The 21,012-nt window shown below is 41.4% G+C and carries 11 protein-coding genes and 1 other annotated feature; of the genes, 10 read left to right on the forward strand and 1 reads right to left on the reverse strand.

All coding sequences use genetic code 11. From position 1 onward, the window contains the following. The first annotated feature begins 98 nt into the window (after positions 1–98). The 8 genes from FD17_RS13235 to FD17_RS09400 all read left to right on the forward strand — a co-directional run bounded on the left by FD17_RS13235 (position 99) and on the right by FD17_RS09400 (position 17,234). Positions 99–8,243, forward strand: coding sequence for a phage tail family protein (locus tag FD17_RS13235; RefSeq protein WP_235803204.1), 8,145 nt, complete (start codon positions 99–101; stop codon positions 8,241–8,243). 172 nt (positions 8,244–8,415) lie between these two features. Beyond that, complete coding sequence (locus FD17_RS09370) at positions 8,416–9,114, forward strand: TetR/AcrR family transcriptional regulator (RefSeq protein ID WP_057825930.1); 699 nt, start codon at positions 8,416–8,418, stop codon at positions 9,112–9,114. A gap of 188 nt (positions 9,115–9,302) precedes the next feature. Then, positions 9,303–9,908 carry a TetR/AcrR family transcriptional regulator gene (locus tag FD17_RS09375; RefSeq protein WP_057825931.1) on the forward strand — a complete coding sequence of 202 codons (606 nt, stop codon included), beginning with the start codon at positions 9,303–9,305 and terminating at the stop codon, positions 9,906–9,908. 23 nt (positions 9,909–9,931) lie between these two features. Continuing rightward, complete coding sequence (locus FD17_RS09380) at positions 9,932–11,158, forward strand: NADH:flavin oxidoreductase/NADH oxidase family protein (protein WP_057825932.1); 1,227 nt, start codon at positions 9,932–9,934, stop codon at positions 11,156–11,158. A 17-nt stretch (positions 11,159–11,175) separates the two neighbouring features. Continuing rightward, positions 11,176–11,937, forward strand: coding sequence for an SDR family NAD(P)-dependent oxidoreductase (locus FD17_RS09385; protein WP_057825933.1), 762 nt, complete (start codon positions 11,176–11,178; stop codon positions 11,935–11,937). Between the two features lie 350 nt (positions 11,938–12,287). Beyond that, complete coding sequence (locus tag FD17_RS09390) at positions 12,288–14,054, forward strand: phosphatase PAP2 family protein (protein WP_057825934.1); 1,767 nt, start codon at positions 12,288–12,290, stop codon at positions 14,052–14,054. 59 nt (positions 14,055–14,113) lie between these two features. Continuing rightward, positions 14,114–14,364: a binding site (T-box leader), on the forward strand. 176 nt (positions 14,365–14,540) lie between these two features. Next, on the forward strand, positions 14,541–15,923 hold the full coding sequence (brnQ, locus tag FD17_RS09395) for a branched-chain amino acid transport system II carrier protein (RefSeq protein ID WP_057825935.1): 1,383 nt from the start codon (positions 14,541–14,543) through the stop codon (positions 15,921–15,923). A 90-nt stretch (positions 15,924–16,013) separates the two neighbouring features. Further along, on the forward strand, positions 16,014–17,234 hold the full coding sequence (locus FD17_RS09400; RefSeq protein ID WP_057825936.1) for a cation:proton antiporter: 1,221 nt from the start codon (positions 16,014–16,016) through the stop codon (positions 17,232–17,234). Between the two features lie 49 nt (positions 17,235–17,283). On the opposite strand, the gene FD17_RS09405 is transcribed toward FD17_RS09400, so the two are convergent. Beyond that, positions 17,284–17,766: a nucleoside 2-deoxyribosyltransferase gene (locus FD17_RS09405; RefSeq protein WP_057825937.1), complete on the reverse strand. Its 483-nt coding sequence runs from the start codon at positions 17,764–17,766 to the stop codon at positions 17,284–17,286. 165 nt (positions 17,767–17,931) lie between these two features. Between FD17_RS09405 and FD17_RS13445 the strand changes: the two genes are divergently transcribed. Further along, positions 17,932–20,484, forward strand: a complete 2,553-nt coding sequence (locus FD17_RS13445) for a DUF5776 domain-containing protein (RefSeq protein ID WP_057825938.1) — start codon at positions 17,932–17,934, stop codon at positions 20,482–20,484. An 86-nt stretch (positions 20,485–20,570) separates the two neighbouring features. Further along, positions 20,571–21,011 carry a GNAT family N-acetyltransferase gene (locus tag FD17_RS09415; RefSeq protein ID WP_057825939.1) on the forward strand — a complete coding sequence of 147 codons (441 nt, stop codon included), beginning with the start codon at positions 20,571–20,573 and terminating at the stop codon, positions 21,009–21,011. Position 21,012: the final 1 nt, after the last annotated feature.

Here is a 21,012-nt window from a genome sequence, read left to right on the forward strand (position 1 = left end):
TCGGCGGAGCGGTTGTTTCGCTCGTTAACGCTGTTCAACCAATCATCAGTGCTGTAACCAGCTTCTTCGGTAGTATTATTAATGGACTTGCAGCTACATTGACTTTAGTTTGGTTCTTAGCACCAATCGTCTTGCAGCTGATGGTCAATCCGATCGCTGACTTTACCGCATTTATGATATTGCTTTACACGATGTTCAATCACCCAATCTTCTATCTGTCCTTCTTCTATATTAGTGAGCCGTTAACGATCTTGACCTTTATTGGTACTTTCACCAACTTGGCCAACCCGGTTAACTGGGTATTCAATGGTATCAGCTTCTTCAGTAAGGTTGCTCTTCCGATTACGGAATTTGTTGCCTTTGTGATCGCTGCTGGCATTGGTATCAACACAATATTGAAAGGCGGATTGTTAGGCCTCGTTGGAGGGTTCTCAATCTTGGGTGCACTTGCTGATTTGATTGGCTTGTCGATTGGATATACTCTCAACACGCTGATTCCAAATCTCACCCTTTGGGCCGTTGCCATTCTTTGGGTTGGATTATTCGTCATCGTCGGAGTTCTCGGCGTTGTCGCCAACTTGGGGATCAATGTTCCTACCTGGTTCGTTTATGAATTAGGTGTACCAGCAGGTACTATGCTCGCAATTACACTCACAATGGTTGCAATTGTTGCAATGCTGGTACTTGATGTAAATGCCTTGTTGACAGCACTTCCAGGGGTTGTATTGAAGCTTGGACTCGGAATGATATCGAGTTTCTTTGTTGATCCAATCTTTACAAGTCTTGGTGCTTTGGGACTGGCAGTGACTGGAGTCGTTTCTCTCATTGCAACTCTTGCGGGAGCATTTATGCTTGCTCAAGACTGGCTTCCAAGTACCTTCAACATTCCAACATTTATCTTCTGGCTGATTATGACTAATCCAGCATGGATCATTGGTCACTTTACTGGCTTAATTCCAATTATTGGTTGGATTCCAGCAATCATTGCTGATATCGGATCCTTCCTGATTGGTGCTTGGGGCACGGGGCTTTTGACCGTCCTTAACTTCACCACTTGGTTGACATCGAACGTTCCATTGGTTCTTTCAGGAATTGGTCCAATCTTATTCCTGGTTGCTACTGGATTGGCATTACCACTTATTACACCATTCCTTGTTGTACTTGCTATTGGGCTGCTTATCATTCCTTACTTCTTAATCATTCCAATAACAAATCCAAATATGATACCAACTCTGTTGTTCGCTGGTTTGGTCAAAGCCTTGACAGGGGTTGTATCAACTATCATTGGGGATATCGTCTCCGCACTTGTGAAGATGTTTAACTCATTCCCACTTGATAATCTTCTTGTTTCACTTTTGACAAAACTGATTGGCTCGCCGGAAGGATTGTTACAAACCATCCTTTCACTTCCGCTTACCGCTTTGAAGGCAATTCTTCAATTGGCTTCCGGAATCAATGTGGCACTTTCAGTAATTTGGGGTATCGGTGATCTTTTACGTTCAGTATTTGGATCATTGATTCCATCAGTTATTCTTGGTGCACTTGGTAACTTGTTGGGTATTGGAAATCTTTTGTCAGATATCTTGAATACTTTGGCAATTCTTTCAATCGCCAATATCTTGAATGCAATCAATCCATTGAATTGGTTGTTGAATGGATTAGTTACCTTGGGTCTCAGCGTTGCTTCATCAATTGTCAATGGAATTAAGACTGCTCTTGATAATATTGGATCACTTTTAAGCAACTTGCTTCAGCTTGTTCTTCCAATTTTGAACTTAGTTCGATTAATTGGAATTGCAGCCGCAGGATTTGAGTTAGTTGGATCGTTAATTGATCTCTTAACCACTCCGCTTAAGATGTTCTTCGACTTTATCAAGAATGTGGTTCTTCCATTCCTTGCAATCAGTACAATTGCTAATATCATTACTACTGCTCTTAGATTGTTGAGTATGCCGTTGTTATTGTTGGCTATTCCACTTCTGGCATTATTGTTAAGTGGCAGCATTATCAATGCATTGGCCAGCTTATTAACACCACTTGCTATCTTAGCAATCGCTGCAGCATTGCCATACCTGTTGAACGCACTTTCAGGATTATTGAACCTTGTTTCTGATATTCTGAACTTGATTGCAACTGGTTTGACGAACGGTATTATCAACTTGCTTAAATCACTCGCAGTAAACAATGGACTCCTTAAATCATTGCTTAGTTTCGTACAAAGCTTGATTAATGGCGGTTCATGGATTACGAACATGTTTGATAAGGTAATACAGCTTGCATCCGATATTCTTGGACCACTAGCTGCACCGCTTCTGTTGCTTCTTAAAGGCTTAGGTGACTTGATTGGCACCGTCTTACCAATCCTCGGATTGATTGGATCGTTGTTATTGCCAATCCCAATTGTCAACGTCTTGTTGGCATTCAGCTTCCTTCCTGATGCACTCGGATCTTTGCTGGGAATTGCTTCAAGAATCGGTGATTTGCTTAAGAGTCTTGGCAACATGATTCTTATCCCAATCGCTTCACTAATTCTTGCAGGTCTTGGATTACTCTTATCACCAATTCTTTCATCAATCATTTCACCTATCGTCAAGTTGTTATTAACTTTGCCGGTAATCGGTGGTCTGATCGCATTGTTGGCAAACGTAGCTTCAGCTCTTTCAAAGAATATTTGGACACTTCTTGGTAAGCTTGCTTCAACCTTGATTAACAATATTCTGAATGCTATATTTACCGAAATTCCTACTCTGCTTTCAAGTTTCCTCAATGTTCTCGCAAAAGCAGGTCAGTTACTTCTGATTGCTTTACCAGATATTTTGATTCCAACTTTGAGCAGTCAATTGAGTACCATGTTCTTGAATGGATTAAGTACTGTATTCAAGTCAATTACTGGCTTGCCATATGACTTGTTCATTCAACCAATCATCAACTCAATCGTTAATACAATTGCCCCAATTGTTGCCTTCTTGGCATTGAGTCTTCTCAATCTTGTGTTGAGCCCAATTAAAGGCATATTCACAGTTTTGAAGTCAATAATTGATACAATCAATTCACAAACGGCACTGAATAAGATATTGCAAAATATTGTAAATTCAGTAACCAGTGTTCTAAAGGGATTGCAAACGTTGTGGCTGATTGGCCTTGCATTAGGTTCATTGGTTTCCTCGTTAATTTCTAAAGCAGTAGCTGATCTTACTCACTTGATTACAAGCAAGCTTGGTCAATTATTGTTGAACTTAGCCGGACTTGGATACATCATCTTCGGCAGCAACCCACTTAACTCCATTGGAACCATCATCTCGAATGTTGGTAAGATGTGGACTACCAGTCAAATCGTTCCTCTGGTTCTGAAAGGAATCGTTCAAGGTTTGATGAAGATTGGTTCGACATTTACCTACTTCATTAGAGGAATTAAGCACTTAGGCGATTTGCTTGTTGGATTTGCTATTGCACCAGGAGCACTTGGTGTTCTTGGACTGGTAAACCAATTCATTCAAAAAGCTGTTGCTGCTCCGTTCCAGTGGTTGTTCAATAACATCCTTGTACCGTTGCTTGCAAGTGCATTGACTTCATCAATTTTGAGGTTCATTGGACCAATTGCTCTTCTGGTTAACTTGGTTCTTTCACTTCCTGGTAACACATTTGGACGTTTACTCGTTGCAATTCCGTTGGCACTGTTGAGTAATAACATTGCTCAGTGGTTGCCGGCAGTTGCATTGGCAGTTCTTGGCACTTTGTTGCCAGGCCTCTTATCCAATGCAATTAACCTCGGAGTACAAGGATTACCAATCTTCGGATTGCTGGTTCCGGCTATTCTGGGTTCAATTATCAAAGGTTTGTTGATTCCTTCAAGTCTTAAGTGGATCGCAAACTTGCCTGGTCTTCTTGGGCAGATTGGTTCATGGTTGTTGTTGCCGCTTGGACTTAAGTGGTTGGCATTTGTGCCTGACTTAATCTTCAGCGCAGCACAGAACTGGTTTAACTCATTGTTGCTTAATACTATCGGTACATTGTTGTTGTCAACTTTGGCAGTCAATATTGTTCGGGCATTGAGTAAAGGACTAGGGACATTGATCACATTTGGTTTGATTTTGCCTGGTATCGTATTTGGCAGCAACCCACTTGAATTCATCAGCTTATTGTTGAAGAATATCAACTTCTTGAATGGACTCAATAAAGTTGTTCCAACTATCATCTCCGGACTTTTGAAAGCCATCATGACGATCAGCTCCATTGCACAATTCATCGGTGATCTTATCCACAACGCTATCGATACACTTTTGTTAATCGTTACAGCTCCAATTTGGCTTGTTATTCCAGTAATGAATGGACTCAGTCAGTTGAGTAAATTTGCTAACGCTGTTCTTTCATTTGTTGGAACGTTGATTAAGAATGGTTTCTCTGATTTGATCAGAAACATCATTTCTAACCTTGTATCTGGATTGGCTGGATTATTAGCTAATGTATTCAAGCTGTTGATTTCACCGATTACAAACTTGATTAACGGCATCACCAAGTTATTCGCATTTACCAACTGGCTGCAAAACTCATTGAATGGAATCTTCCTTCCATTGACAATTGCGAACGCCATTGGTTCACTCGTAAGAAATGCAATAAGCTTCTTGAATGGATTGCAAGGACTCTTCAAACTTGCAGGCAGTCTGATTTATGGTACTGCTCTTGGAATTTTGCAGAACTTGCTGAATCAATCATTCTTGGGCAAAGTACTCAGCTTGCTTCTTTCCGGATTGGCATTCTTCATTCCTGCAATTACAGGAATCACTGGATTGTTCAATACCCTGAAGAACATTGTTGGAAACATTCTTAAGGGCTTGATTAACTTGATCTTGTCGCCAATCACTGCATTGATTAACTTTATTGCAAATCAATTGTTCAGTGGTTTGTTAACAAACATTCTTAAGTTCATCTACGGAGTTCAAAGCTTCTTTGAGAACTTACCAAACAGTTTGTTCTATGTATTCGGTTTGTTGCTTCCTCAGCTTCTTGGGTTGTTGAACCCACTGACTGCGGGAATCAGCATGTTGCTCTTACCATTGACATTATTATTGGGATTGCCAATGACAATTGGATCAATCATCACCAATCTTGTTAACAATGCATTAGCATCATTGATTGGTCACCTTGTTCCAACGTTATTGAACATTTTGGGTAATCTGATTTCTGGATTATTCAATTCCCCATTATTGCCAATCGTAATACCTTTGCTTAAAGGTTTGAACAGTTTGATCGGATGGCTTTACAATACCCTCACTGCTCCAATTGAGTGGATTAAGGGATTAATCAAGACATTCTTCAACGGTTTGAACAATCTCTTCAAATCAAGTCCAATTGCTACGATCCTCGGTTTGATTCTTGGTGGCCTGGGTGCCTTCAATTCATTAGGTTCTCTTATCACAAAGATCATCAAACCATTCCAGGATGCCAATAATTTCGTCACATTCCTGAAGGGACTCATTTCAAACGGTGCCTCTCTCATTATGACACTTGGCGCATTCGGACTTGTCGGCATCAATAATGCAGTGCTCGATCTCTTCAAGGCGCTGATTACAGTACCAACCTTGTTGGCTAACGTAATCAACGGACTCTTGACACCGTTGTTCCTCAGCTCAGCCCTTACAGGCTTGAAGTTGTTGGTAACTCCTGCGTTCATGTTCTTGGTAGAGATTCCATTGGCCAACTTAATTAATCAATTGGTTCCTTCAATTGCCAAGGCTATCTTGGGACTTGTTGTACCATTGATTACCTCACTTGGCTTCTTACCAACATTGTTATTGACGATGGCCGGAAACCAAATTGGTTTCATCTTCAGTAGTTTGCCAACTGTTTTGTGGCTTACCAATGCACTTTCCAGCTTGATTGGTAACACTGTCAGTTTCCTTACCAAGGTATTAAATGGCATCAAACGATTCATCACTGGATTGCTTACATTGCCGCTTAACGCTTTGATGATTGGTCTTGCTGTCATTAATCCACTTGGATCATTGGTATTAGCTGTTTCCGCAGCTGCAAACGCATTGAATAAGCTGCCACTCACAATCTTGGGTTGGATTTACGATGCCAACACTAAGAATTTGAGTAATGCGATCAAACAATTTGTAACCCCAATCTTGAGTACAATTCTCGGAGTTCTTACTTACATGGGATTGCTTCCATTAATGAATTTGATTAATGGCATTCCAAACTTCGTAGGAAGTCTGATTAGTACAATTATTCCTGGGATTTTGACCAATCTCATTGTTCCTCAAATAATTGGTGGTTTGGTTGGCTTGGTTATGCCTGTTCTTGAATTCTTGAACTTCATCAACACCGCATTACAAAGTGCATTTACCTTACCATTACTCTTGATTACAGCTCCACTTTGGATCGGATTACCACTTCTCACAGGTATTGGAAATCTCATTTCCAACGTGGTTGTTCCAGTGATCAACTTCTTCAATAACAATGTATTATTACCACTTCAATTGCTTTTGAACGATTTGATTGCAAATGTTGCCGGATCATTATTAGCTGGTTTGGTTAAGTTATTGACTTATCCACTGGCCATCTTGAACGCCATCACTGCTGGCATTCCAGGATTGCTTCTTAATACACTTATTAATGCTGCAACCCAGTTCATCAGCTTCTTGAACACAATTCCTGGATTGATTTCTGGAATTGCAGGTTTGCTTATTTCTCCAATCATCAACGCTATTAAGGCTATCGCAACTGGATTGCTTACCAATACCTTGAACGGTATCCTTAACGGCCTCAACAACCTCGTTGAGTTAATCGACTCGATCACTTCAGTTATTTCTACTTTGACTGATCAATTGATCGATGGGCTTTCAGAATTAATTAATCAATTGGTTAATGTATGGAAGTTTGGAATGGTAACTGTGATACTGGCATTATTAGCCGGCTTGCTTCCAGAAATTTCCGTTCCGGATTGGCTTAATAACTTGTTGGATTCAATTATCCAAACTGCACAAAATGTTCTTAACTTCGGCACCAGCTTATTAATTGGATATCTTCTGATTAAGACGCTCGCTGGTTCACTCTTGAATAACCTGGTACTTCCATTGATCCTTGGCGGTTTGTTACCACTTATTATCACAGGGTTCATTCAGAACGGAATTTCCAAGCTTGTCAGTGGTTTATTACCATTAGTTCTTCTTCCATTACTTGGCTTATTGCTTGGTAGTCTATTGAATAACTTGGTAACAAACGGTCTGTTAAGCTTCCTGCTTCCATTCCTTGGAGGGTTGCTTGGTGCAATTCTTGGTGGATTGCTGAACAAGAACAACAATAATAATATCAACATCAATATTAATATTAACGGTTTGCCGTTATTATTAGCATTGATTCCTCTGATGAGTATTTTGAACACAATTGGGAATGGCGTTGATCTGCTTTTCAAGTTGCTTGGTTCAATCTTGCCAGGATTGATTCAGTTGCTCCTTAGCGGAAATAAAGTCATTATTGTACCAATCATTCTGCCAATTATCATTCCTTTGATAATTCCACTATTGTTAGGTGCACTTCTCCCAATTCTGTTACCGATTATCTTGGCTGCATTACTTCCGGTAATCCTGCCAATCTTAATCCCAATCTTATTGATACTTCCGATCATCGTATGGGGATTGCCAGTTCTCATCGGTTTGATTGGATTGCTGCCAATTCTGATTGGTATTCCATTCATCATTTCGATCTTAATTCCGCTGATTATTCCAATTATTGGAATCGGAATCCTGATCGGATTAGGTTCATTGATTTTCGGTGGTACTAAAAACACTGGAACCATTAACATCTCAACTATTCCGAGTTCTCCGGTTATTCCGGATGGTACGGTGAATATTCCTGGGCTGCCAAATGGATCCACAAATAACGGAGGAACTAGCCAAGTCCCTTCAACAGGTGGTAATAATGTTGGAGGGAACAGCCAAACCCCTTCAACACCATCAACTAACAATGGTTATAATGGAAATGGTAATAGTTCGACAAATTCAGTACCTGCTCAGTCAAGTAAACCAAGTGCATCCGGTCTGACAACGCCAACGTCAGGTTTGTATGCACCAAAATCCATGACTAATGCGACTGGATTGAATGCTCAAAAGAAGTTGCCTCAAACAAATGAGAATGATGGTAATCAAGTTTTGACTGTCATATTAGGATTATTCTTAATGTTGATTGATTTGCTTGGTTATGTCTGGATTTCTCATCGTCGCAAGTTTTCAATGAATTAGTCAATATTAATTTAATTGGAAGCTTACGATGTAATCCTTAGGATAGCAACCACCGGTTTTGCCGGGGGTTGCTTTCCCGTACCTACATTAATTACCCATAATGGGGTATATTAAGGTATACTAATTCAATAATAAGGATTATGTTCGGGGGCTTCCGCTAGGGGGAAGGAATATGTTTCAAAACATCACAATGAAACAATCAATCTATCACGCTTTTATCGAAGTGATGGAAACTAAAATAGACACAAAGCAGCCAGAGATCCGAATCTCTAACGGTCGTGAAATGCTTAAGCTTGTCAATGTGACTGAGATTACCAAAGCAGCTCACATCAACCGGCGGACATTCTACACGTATTTTCATGATATTTACGATCTGTTCGACCAATTAGAGGACAATTATGTCTCTGGAATGAATCAATATTTCCAGGGCTGGGAGGATGCACCTGATCCAATGGAATCTATTGTTCACTCGGTCGGAGAAGTGATTGATTATATGAGTGAGAATCGACGTGGAATTAAGCTGGTGTCTACTATCGATACAGTCGTCTTTCCATCAATGATTCAAGTTAATGTTAAAAAAGCGATCTCTGCTACCGGCGCCTTGTTTAACCAGAGCAGTCTCGGAAAAGACGCTACGCAGGATCAGGAATGGGATTTAAATTACACCATTATCTTCTTAGCCAGTGGCTTTGGCTGGGCGAGTTATGAGTGGTTATTGAACCCGGATGTATTTCCAAAAGAAAAGTTGAAGGAATTGATTAGTTCGACTTTTGTCGGTGCTTATAAGCTGATGCAGAGTGATGAGCTGATCAACTCAGAGCATCTGCAGGCAATTTTCAATAGGCAACAGGTCGAATCTAATTGGCGATAACTGCCATCATCTGAAGGTGGATTGTTGTTTCTAAATCAAAGAAGGGTCAGATAGAACGCTAAGTTCTGTCTGACTCTTCTTTTGTTTTGGTCAATTTGAGTGATTTCATGGCAAAGGTTGAAACTGGGATTGATATTTGTTATATTTAAAATGAACGTTCATTCGATATGAAAAATGTGGAGGAGTTTATGAAAAAATCACCTGATAAAAAACAAGATATCATTTGTGCTGCTATCCAAATCTTTGCCACTACAGGCTACGCGGCGAGTAATGTTCCTTCAATTGCCAAGGGTGCCCGCGTGAGTGTTGGATCGATTTATCATTATTTTGACAATAAGCAGGCCATCCTCAATGTGGCATTTCAAGATGTCCTTAATCAATTTTTGGACAGTATTTGTAATTCAATCCAACAAGAGTCAGAAACGAAAAATACTTTTGATCGGCTGTTCAATATCACAATTGAACTGATTGATGATAACACGACAGCAATGCACTTCATTTACCAAAACATTTTCAACGTTGATCTAAACACTGAAAGCAAAGACTTACGAAGTAAGGTCATTTCAACTCTGACTGAATTTTTGGAAGCCGGCCAAAAAGACGGTACATTCATCAAAGCCGGCGTTCAGTCTCAGATTGCTTTACTGACAGGGAGCTTGTCGATGATGGCCAATTTTTCCTGGATTGGTGAAAATGTTGAAACGGCGGTATCTCCTGACAGTTCAACAATTTTAGATTTAAAGAATCAGGTTTGGAATGGATTGATCGGCGAAAACAAGACATTTAACAGCTAGTTATTTTTAAAGGAGAATAAATTATGAGTCAACTCGAAATACTAAAACCACTTACCTTGTCCAATGGGACTACCATCAAGAACCGTTTCTTCAAATCGGCCATGAACGAAAATCTGGCAAAAAACGGTCACCCCAACGAACATCATATTAAGTTGTATCAAGCTTGGGCCAAGGGTGGTGCAGGTCTTCTTCTAACAGGGAATGTCATGGTTGACCGCCATGCTTTAGGCGAACCGGGCAACGTTGTCGTTGAAGATGAACGAGATATTGATACGCTGAAAAAGTGGGCAGAGGCTGGAACGGCAAACGATACTCAACTTTGGATGCAAATCAATCACCCTGGGAAGCAGTCACCAAGAACACTTTCCAAGGAACCGGTTGCTCCCAGTGCAGTTGGATTTGAAGGTGTTTATGGTCGGGTCTTCAATACGCCCAAGGCATTGACTAAAGATGGCATCACTCAAATTGTTCAGCGTTTTGTAAATACGGCAGTCATTGCTAAAAAAGCAGGCTTTACCGGTGTCGAAATCCATGGGGCTCATGGGTATTTGATTGACCAGTTCCTCTCACCGCTTGATAACCAAAGGACAGATGAATATGGTGGCTCACTGGACAACCGAATGCGTTTCTTGATCGAGATTTATCAAGGGATGCGAGAGGCACTGGGAGAGTCATTTCCAATCGGGTTAAAGATAAACTCAAGTGATTTTCAAACAGGCGGCTTTACTGAAGAAGATTCGCTTCAAGTGATTAAGACCATGGAGAAGCTGGGGATTAACCTGATTGAAATTTCGGGTGGGAATTATACCAGTCCCAAAATGTCCACTGGAACTTCAACCAACAGTAACGATGCGTTCTTTATTAATTATGCAAAGAAAATCAAAGATTTGGTCAATGTACCAATCGTTGTTACAGGGGGATTCCGCACTGAATCAAGTATGGAAGACGCAATTGAAGATGGTGACACCAGTATGGTTGGAATCGGTCGCCCGTTTGTATTAATGCCGGATCTGCCAAACCAAATTGCCAGGGGAACCTATGCGACTGTTAATCTTCCATGGCTCACCACGGGGATTAAACCGCTGGACAGTGCCGTTGGACCGGCAATTGGGAATAGTTACTATGAGCAGCAGATGGACCGGATTGCGGAAGGTAAACGGCCTGTAGTCAGCCGGAACGCATGGAGTCCATTATTCTACTCGATCAAGGTTCAGGGAATTGCCGCTTTAAGCCCTAAGCGAGCCAAATAAAATTGGAGGACGTTACTATGAAAGTTGCTATCATAACTGGATCATCATCCGGACTCGGAAAAGAATTTGTGGAAGCAGTCGTCGACACCAAGTCTGAGATTGAAGAAATCTGGTTAATTGCACGGCGTAAGGAACTGCTTCAAAAAATTGCAGATAACTATTACACAAAATCATTCAAAATTTTCCCTTTGGACTTAACCAATCAGGATGATTTAAACCAGTTTGAAGAACGAATTCAAGAAGAACATCCAGATGTTAAACTGTTAATTAACAATGCGGGGATGCTTGATAAGGCAGCATTTGCGAGCCAATCTCCTGCTAAACAAAAAGCGATGGTCGAATTAAATGCTGAAGCACCCACACTCATCACCCGGATGATTCTGCCTTTCATGACTCGTGGAAGTTCGATCATCAATACATGTTCGGTTACCAGTTACACACCAGTACCAAAGATGGACGTATATGCTGCAACCAAGAGTTACCTGTACTTTTTGTCAATTGCATTGCGAGAAGAGCTCAAAGCTCAGGGTATCAATGTTTTAGCGCTATGTCCGGGCAATATGAGGACAGAACTGTTCCTCCAGTCCGATAACCAGAACAAGAAAAAATCGATTATTGATCAACTGCCATTTTTGGATATGAAAACAATGACCAGAAAATCGATTCGGTTTGCGGAAATGGGTCACGGCGTATACACACCGGGCACATTCTATAAAGGATATCGGGTAATGGCGAAACTAATCCCGTTTGAATTCTTTGATAAGTTTGCAAAAGTGTAAATGGTCACTATGTTTTTTAATGAATAACGAGCTGTCTTTAACATCACTGAATGGTGATGTTTTTTATTTGCATTTTTGAAGATTCATATGATTTTTTAGGATGGGAGATCTGAACATTTACCGACTTTTTACAAAGACTTTGCGACTAATTTACGTGGCAAAAGTACACTAAAGATGAATCAAGAGTGGTTATCAGGGACTATCTGAAGGATGGTGAAATTATGTCAACAATGTTATACGAAATCAAGCATACTCCCAAATTGGGATGGGAGATATCGTTCGTGGTTTTGGTTATACTTGTTGTTCTGATAAGCATTTCATAGAAATAATTTCATATTGGGAGGATTAACATGGGAAGTAAACATAGTAGTGCGATATTGAAAACGGTTCTGAAAAGTGCCTTTATATTGACACTGACCGGAGCCGCTGTTTTAGGTTCACAGAGCAATGGCATCAAAGCAAATGCCAAGTCTGACACGAATGTATCAAGTGAGTTGAATCCGGTGCCTGCATCATATGGGTACTTTGTTGATCAGTATAAGCAAAACATTAAAACCAACAATACGCCAGACACCAATCCAGCGATAGCATTGTTCAACAATACTTTCTTGAAATACTGGGATGCACCGACTGGAACCAAAACTAACACCACGGTTTTGCAGGAAAATTTGGATAAATCAATTCAGATTACAAATGGCGCATCTCAAGCAGAAATTGACCGATCATATTTAACCGATCGACGAGATCTCCGTTACAACTTGATTAGTGGCTTTGGACCATACGCACCAGCATTTATCAAGGATACCAACGCTCAGACCGACTTCAATAATGTGCCAACTTCACCACTTCCGGCTGGTTCTCCATACAGTTCAATGCAGTGGGCTGATGAAAATTCAACTCTTGGATCAGCTGTTAAATTAGTGGATATTGCAGAAGACTCTGCATGGTCCGGAACCGGAACACCAAAGGCCTACATCAAGTTTACCCGACCATATCGTCAAAGTGATCAGGTTAAGGTTAATCCTTATTTGACCAATGTGATGGCCGCTGCTTCAGCAACGGATTATGATTTCCCAAGCGGGCATACGACAGCTGCCTTTGAAACCGGTGAAACATTGGCTTACTTATTCCCAGAACGCTATCAGCAATTGATTACTCGTTCCTCAGAAGTCGGCTATGACCGAGTCCTTGCCGGTCGTCACTCACCACTCGCTGTTATGGGTGGCCGAGTCATCGGTACCGCAATGACCGCCGCAACATTGAACGATCCTGATAACAAACAATTGATCAGTGAAGCATATCAGGATACTCAAAAAGATTTGGCCAACGCTGAAGATAAGTCGGCACAAGACTCATTTAGCGATTACCAGACCAACCTTAAAAACTACACCTACCGTTTGACTTATGGCTTCTCCCCAATCGGTGACACCACCAAGCCAATGGTTGTACCAAAGGGCGCTGAAGTACTCCTTCAAACCCGTTTACCCTACCTGAATGATACCCAACGCCGTGAGGTTCTCTTCACCACCGGCTTGCCATCAGGTTACCCAATGACTGACGATACCGAAGGCTGGGGCCGTTTGAACCTCTTCAAGGCCGCCAATGGATTTGGTGAGTTCTTGAATGACACAACTGTTAACATGGATGCCTCAAAGGGTGGCTTTAACGCTGCCGATACCTGGAAGAACGATATTTCCGGTAATGGCGGTTTGACCAAGGAAGGAACTGGATCACTCAGTCTCCTTGGTAACAACACTTACAAAGGAGGCACCACTGTGAAAGGTGGTACTTTAGTTGCCGAAAACGACAGTGCGTTAGGTAACGGTAACTTGAACCTGACTGATGGTAGCTTGACTTTGTCTTCCAAGAATGTGACTGTTAAAGGTAATTACACTCAAAGCAAGGAGGGAACTTTGAATCTGAACTCAAGCGATAAAGTCTCAGTTTCCGGAACTGCCAAGCTTGGTGGTAAAGTCGTTATCAAAAATGTCAAAGGTCTCAAATCCGGTGTGGTTATCCTGAAATCCAATAAACTTTCAGGGAAGTTTGCCAACCACGCATTGCCTAAAGGCTGGCATTTAGACTATACCAAGCACAGTGTTAAATTAGTTAAATAATAAAAGCAGTTGACATTGATCTAAAATGGTATTAGTATTTATGTCAATCAGAAACATTAGAATTTGCTAAGACAAGGAAAGTAGTCTCTTAGAACTTTTTCAGGGAGAATCGGGTAAGTGAGAACGATTCAAAAGTTTAAGCGATGAAAGTAACCTTCGAGCGACAAATGCGAGCGAGTCTGCGAGTGTTTGTTGGGAGCGCCCATTACAGCGCCAGTGTATCGCCAAACCTTATTTGGCCGTACATGGTGAGTCGATAGTTGTGAAGCTGTCGGAAATTTGGGTGGTAACACGTGTAAACGTCCCTTAAGATCGTCAAGATCTTAAGGGACGTTTTTTATTTGCAATTAAGGAGGTCTTCAAAATGAGAATATTTTTAAATCAAAGTAAGTCAGGTGGCATTAGCCGAGTCAAGCACTTTAAGGTTGAAAGATTGGAATGCAACATTAATCGGTTAATATATATGATTTATAAGGAGCGCTCAATATGGAAAAAACATCAAATAAATTATCGTTTAAACATTATCTAATTATCGGTTCAATGCTCTTCGGAATGTTCTTCGGTGCCGGGAACCTGATCTTCCCAATTCACTTGGGGCAACTTGCCGGAGCCCATTGGTTTACTGCCGGAATTGGCTTTCTGTTAACTGGGACTTTATTACCATTACTTGCTATTATTGCGATTGCCGTAACCCACAGTAACGGAATCTATGATCTTGCCAAACCAATCGGCAGACGTTATGCCACTTTCTTCATGGTATTGGTTTGTGCGACTCTTGGCCCCTTGTTCGCAACGCCACGGACTGCGACAACACCATTCCAGATTGCCTTTGCCAGTCATCTCAGCACTGCTCAACAACCAATGTGGCTGTTCATCTACTCACTGATTTTCTTCGGCATTACTTTCTGGGCTTCACGCAAACCGACTGGGATCATTAATTCAATTGGTAAAATTTTGAACCCCGCATTCCTGGCATTACTTGCTATTATTTTCGCCTTTGCATTCATGAGCCCAATCAGTTCAGCTTCAAAGGCACCGATTACCGATGCTGCTTATCAAAATGGATCAATTCTTAATGGTTTTCTTCAAGGTTATAACACAATGGATTGTATTGCTGGTCTGCTCTTTGGAATTGCGATCGTTACTGCAATCAAGAGCCTGGGTGCCACAAGCGCCAAAGAAATTTCAATGACCACCATGAAATCCGGTGCCCTTGGAATCGGTCTTGAAGCAATCATTTACATCGCCCTTATCTGGTTGGGTGCTACCAGCCTTGGCAGCTTCAAACTTTCAATCGATGGTGGGATTGCATTTAACCAGATCGCCAACCACTTCATGGGAATCACTGGTGAAATTCTATTGGCAATGATGGCAACACTGACTTGTTTGACCACTGCCGTTGGTCTTTCGACTTCATTCTCAGAAGCACTCCATGCGAAGTTCCCATCAATTTCATACCGGACTTGGTTGATCATCGCTACCGGGTTATCATTTGGAATCGCCAACTTTGGTCTTGACACAATCATTGCCTGGTCAACACCAATGCTGATGTTCCTTTACCCACTGGCTATCACTTTGATCATTCTTTCAATCTCATCACCATTGTTTGGCCATGACAGCCGTGTATACATCTGGACTACCATCTTCACCATTATTCCAGCAATCCTTGATGCTATTGCGTCCGCTCCGACAATCATTTCAAAATCAGCTTTTGCAACCACAATCCTTAAATTAGATGATTTTCTTCCTGGTGCATCACTTGGAATGGACTGGCTATTGCCTGCCGCCATTGGTCTGATACTTGGCTTGGCAATTCATTTTATTAGTGCATTCAGCGGTGCCAGAACTGCTCAAATTGAAAAAGATTAATCATTCTTGTACAAACACATATTCACATAGAACATTAAACACATATAATAGAAGTTAAACACATAAATTTGGTTGAAAGGAGGCCGTTGTATGTCCTTTATTGGTGCACTTTGTCTACTACTAATATTGACGACATTGGCAGGGCACTTATCGAATCGGATTGGGATCCCATCCGTTATTGGTCAAATATTGGTGGGAATCATCGTTGGTCCGGCGATGCTCGGATGGATTCATCTCGATAATATGGTCAATCTGTTCTCGCAGGTTGGCGTGATTATCCTGATGTTCATTGGTGGCCTTGAGAGCAATCTCAAGCTGCTGCGAAAATATCTGCGGCCGGCGATCATCGTTGCCATCATTGGGGTTATCTTCCCAGTTGTCATGATCGGCGGTGCCTGTTGGGCCTTCTCCTTCTCACCTTTGGAAGCAATCTTTATCGGGGTTGTTTTCAGCGCCACTTCAGTATCAATCTCCGTTGAAGTTCTGCGGGATTATAAGTCACTGGATACAAAGGAAGGGGCAACCATCCTTGGAGCTGCCGTAGCTGATGACATTATTGGCGTTATTCTCCTATCAATCATGATCAGCATCATGGGTACTCAAGGGGTTAAAACCGGTGGATCATCCACGAGCTTGGCTTTGATCTTTATTGAACAGATTGCCTTCTTTGGCCTCACATATTTGATGGTCAAATGGATCGTGCCTTACATGATGAGAATTGGCGAACGGCTGTTGATGGCATCAAGTGTGACGATTACCTCGATGGTTATCTGTCTGGGGATGGCTTACATCGCTGAAGCAGTTGGCCTGAGTGGAGCGGTTGGTGCGTTCTTTGCCGGGATTGCCGTTGCCCATACACCGTATCGTGAGACAATCGAAAACCATATGGAACCGATTGGTTATGCAGTCTTTGTTCCAATGTTCTTTGTCAGTATCGGCCTGAACATGTCGTTTGCCCACATTAGCGATTCATTGTTGTTCGTTGGCATTTTGACGATTCTGGCCTGCTTGAGCAAGTTGTTTGGCTGTGGCATTGGAGCACTGATGAACGGGTTCAGCCTTAACAGCAGCTACATGATCGGTTCAGGGATGATTTCCCGGGGTGAAATGGGACTGATTACCGCTCAAATCGGGTTCTCATCCGGACTGCTCTCCGATTCGTACTATTCAGACTTAATATTAGTCATTATTCTATCAACACTGATTGCCCCATTTATGTTAAAACATGCGATTCATCTTTTGCCTGCTGATGACAAAGCTGATTTGTCATTGGGAGTTGAAAATGGAATCGCCAGTAATGGCCGTTCATGAGATAACAAAAGCTAGGCAAATTGCCTAGCTTTTTTGTATCTGAAATTAATTAGAGGACTTTCTTCTCTGTGTAGCGTTGTTCAAGGTTATTGAAATCATAGTCTTTAATATGTTGAATATCGTTCTTGCCATTGAAAAAGGCGGTGTAACTACGGGCGAGCATCAAGTTTAATTGGCTGTTTTCACCGAATTGAACCATGATTACCGGAATGTTGGCTTCATGAGCCGAGCCGATTTCAAAGATTGTGCCGGAATCAGGTTCGGTTAAGCCATCCTCAAGTTGGTAGTCCAGGATAGCGACGACAACATCGGCTTTATGTACTTGGCGCATGTCCGATGCAAATACGGCATCCTGCCACTTGAAGCTACCGAATGGTTCGGATTCGAATTGGTGATCCTGTGGAATGAAAATGCCATCGGAATCAATTGTGGGGTTTTGCTTTAATAAGCTCACGACTTGGGCGATTCGGTCCTTCTGGCCGTCACTGAAAAAGGGTGAAGCGAGATAAACTTTGTTTGTGTTGGTTGGCATGATAAGTTCCTCCTTATTTACCACTTATTTTACATGAAAATGGGACGAATAACCGGACAAATTTGTGAAATTTTGTTTCTTAAGATTGAGTCAATCGATAACACAAAGTATATAATTTGCGTTACAATAATACAATAAAGGTGCTGATCTAAGGGGGATAGTTATATGAATGCTAACAACTTATTCATACAAACAAACAATAACAAAGTGATTATAAGAAAAATATTTTTGGTGGTGATAATCAGCGTCTTCGGGTTCCTGTTGGGAACTCTTTCCAATGGCATGAATGCCAAGGCTGCTGATACGGATCTTTCGAAAATTTTTAATTATTCAACAACACTCAATAGTAGTACAGACTATAACAGCGATGAAGCAATCCAGATGAAATTATTGCTGGCAGAAAAAGGCGGGATTAAAGCCGGTGATCAAATCCAGATTACCGTTGGCAAAGATAGTACTGGTAATCCAGGGATTAACTTAGATCAATTGCAAATCAACTCGATCTCTTCGAACGATATTTTCACAGTTTCAACTAACTCGGACGTTACACCAGCAACAATTACATTAACTGCAAAGAGTGGTGTCGATTATGATGACTTGGCTAACGCTGGGGTGTCCATCTATTTGAAGCCGGCAACGACTGATGTTAATAGTAAAGGTTCTGTCAGTTACCCAATCAACATTAACTATATCCGTGGCAGTCAAACCGCAAAGATTCATGATGAGCAAACTTTAAAAGTTGATAATAAGAAGACCAATGGTGGCGGTACCTCCGATGCGATTGGTCATCAAATATTTGGCGGTCTTGGTGGATTAACGGCTCCAGATGGGTATATCAAAGAAGATCCTTATCAGGGTAATTTTTATGCATATATTAGTCCAGAGGCAGGTGCAACATACCAGAAGAATTTGCTGTACTGGTATACTCAAAATGCAACGATCGCTTGGGATCAAATAACGTTACCAATTGATGAAGCAAATGTTCCAGATAAATTGACTTGGACAATTACATCCAATTCGAAGGATAACCCATTTTTGAGCCCTGCCACTTCCAAGGTCTATGGATTTGGAAACAACACAGAGGCCCTAAATTCAAAATATTGGACTTATGATACGAAAAACAGTAATGCTAATAAGTTGGTCTTTGATTTACATGATCTTCGTTCGAATAGTGCTTTCAAGGGGAGTAACATTAACATTCCATTTGCAGTTAAAACAAACTCCGTAACAGATAAGTTTACTGTAACGTCAACAGTTTCTAACTCAGACACCAAAGGCGCTCAAGCAGATGATATGACCGTCCAAATGATGTATAACAGTACCATTGATGCGGGCTTTGTGCCTGTCCTGAGTGTTTGGGATAAAACCATGACACTAAGTGCCGCAAGGAAAATGCTGTTCAAGGATGACAATCATGATTTCAATGATGTTAATACGATCCTTTCAAACTTTGCAAGTGCAACTGATAATAACAGTCCACATTCAACCAATACGCTAGATTTTGCAAATGGTTATGATTATCAAACCGAGCTGGCTTATGACAAAATTCAAGCTGGCAAATCTTATACATTCCCCATATACGCTTATAACAAGAGTGGCTCAGGTCCAACCAAATATGCAACATTGAATGTCACTCCTGATGACTTGACGAAATTAGATGCTGAATTCGTAGACGTTGATGGTAAAACAACTTTCCCTAACAACGATTTTACATTGGAACCGACAAAGACCACGGGAAAGGGTGACGTTTGGGATCTAACAAAGATTTTGACATTTGGAACTGTTCCAACCGGATACCATGTTGCAACTTCCAGCGAGCTGGGAAGTGGTCAGATTCAGCCTTCTGTAAAGTGGGGAACAACCGCTTCACCAGTTAAGGTTTACGTCAAGAAAGACTCAGTCACACCTGTTACTCCTGTCACTCCTGTAACCCCAGTTACTCCTGTCACACCGGTTAACCCAGTTACACCGGTAAATCCAGTTGACCCAACGCCAACTCCCGGTCCTGGACAAGGCAACAATATTGTTGCCAAGGGTACCGTTGTTTACTCACTTAAAAAGATTTATCTCTATAAGAACAAAACCTTTAACAAGCACGATCGTAAGGCGGCATATTCATCAAAGCCAAGAGTTTACCGGCCAATGTTTGTGGTTACGGGATATGCCCGATCAGCAAACGGAAACTTACGATATAAGGTTCGCGATGTCAACCATTTAACTAAGAACCGTGGTAAGAAAGGCTATATCACAACTCGGTGGGCTTATATCCGTCCTGTATATTACCAGACAAAGCATTCAACCGTAACGGTGATTAATCCACGTGGGGTTAACTCATATCGTTACAAGAATCTGACTGGCAAATCCAGGAACTATAAGCAGGGAACTGTTCTCCATGTCAAAGGCATTGTAAGGCATAACTTAACAACCCGATATGTGTTGAAGAACGGTAAGTATATTACCGCAAACCGAAAACTTGTTACGATGGGTAAGCAGAAGCAAGCCCGTTATGTCAAGGTTAAAAAAGCAATCTATCGTTACAAAGATGTCAACTTGAGCAAGCGCAACAAGCAGGCTTACTTCAAGAAAGGTACCAAGATCCGAATTAAGAATTATGATTTCTCCCACGCTAACAGCGTGACGAAGCATGGTACTTTGAGATATCATATCGCTGGTGGTTACATTACCGGCAACTCGAAGTACGTTAAAGTAATTAAATAGTTTGGATTCAAAAATGGTATTCCACCTCGGAATGCCATTTTTGTTTTACAATGAAAGATAACATGACTGGATTGGAGTGAACGACCATGATTGAACATGTCAAAGGTATCAGTGGATCAAAACTGGATGAAGTTGCTCGAATATGGTTGGACGGCAACCTTGAAGCTCACTCATTTATTGATCCGAATTATTGGAAGAATTATTATGACACGGTTAAGCAGGATATTGGGCATGCTGAAATGTTTATTTTCGAGGATAATGGTCATGTTGCTGGGTTCTTGGGGATGGACGGTCATTACATAGCTGGTCTGTTTGTTGCCGCAAAGTACCGAGGTCAAGGTATTGGTTCTCATTTGTTGGAAAGTGCCAAGCAGACCCGTTCCGAACTCACTTTGTCTGTGTATGAGAAAAACGCAAGTGCGTACAAGTTTTATCTCAAAAATGGTTTTCGCGAGACTATTCATAAATTGGATAGGGTTACCAGTGAGTTTGCGGTGAACATGAAATGGGAGAAGAGAGGGTCTTAAG

It is taken from the genome of Lentilactobacillus sunkii DSM 19904 (genome assembly GCF_001435575.1).
In the GTDB taxonomy this organism is placed as follows: domain Bacteria; phylum Bacillota; class Bacilli; order Lactobacillales; family Lactobacillaceae; genus Lentilactobacillus; species Lentilactobacillus sunkii.

Bases quoted from the DNA above. Each gene is read 5' to 3' on its own strand.
- FD17_RS09370 (WP_057825930.1), top strand. From the start codon at position 8,416: ATGTTTCAAAACATCACAATGAAACAATCAATCTATCACGCTTTTATC.
- FD17_RS09375 (WP_057825931.1), top strand. From the start codon at position 9,303: ATGAAAAAATCACCTGATAAAAAACAAGATATCATTTGTGCTGCTATC.
- FD17_RS09380 (WP_057825932.1), top strand. From the start codon at position 9,932: ATGAGTCAACTCGAAATACTAAAACCACTTACCTTGTCCAATGGGACT.
- FD17_RS09385 (WP_057825933.1), top strand. From the start codon at position 11,176: ATGAAAGTTGCTATCATAACTGGATCATCATCCGGACTCGGAAAAGAA.
- FD17_RS09390 (WP_057825934.1), top strand. From the start codon at position 12,288: ATGGGAAGTAAACATAGTAGTGCGATATTGAAAACGGTTCTGAAAAGT.
- brnQ (WP_057825935.1), top strand. From the start codon at position 14,541: ATGGAAAAAACATCAAATAAATTATCGTTTAAACATTATCTAATTATC.
- FD17_RS09400 (WP_057825936.1), top strand. From the start codon at position 16,014: ATGTCCTTTATTGGTGCACTTTGTCTACTACTAATATTGACGACATTG.
- FD17_RS09405 (WP_057825937.1), bottom strand. From the start codon at position 17,766: ATGCCAACCAACACAAACAAAGTTTATCTCGCTTCACCCTTTTTCAGT.
- FD17_RS13445 (WP_057825938.1), top strand. From the start codon at position 17,932: ATGAATGCTAACAACTTATTCATACAAACAAACAATAACAAAGTGATT.
- FD17_RS09415 (WP_057825939.1), top strand. From the start codon at position 20,571: ATGATTGAACATGTCAAAGGTATCAGTGGATCAAAACTGGATGAAGTT.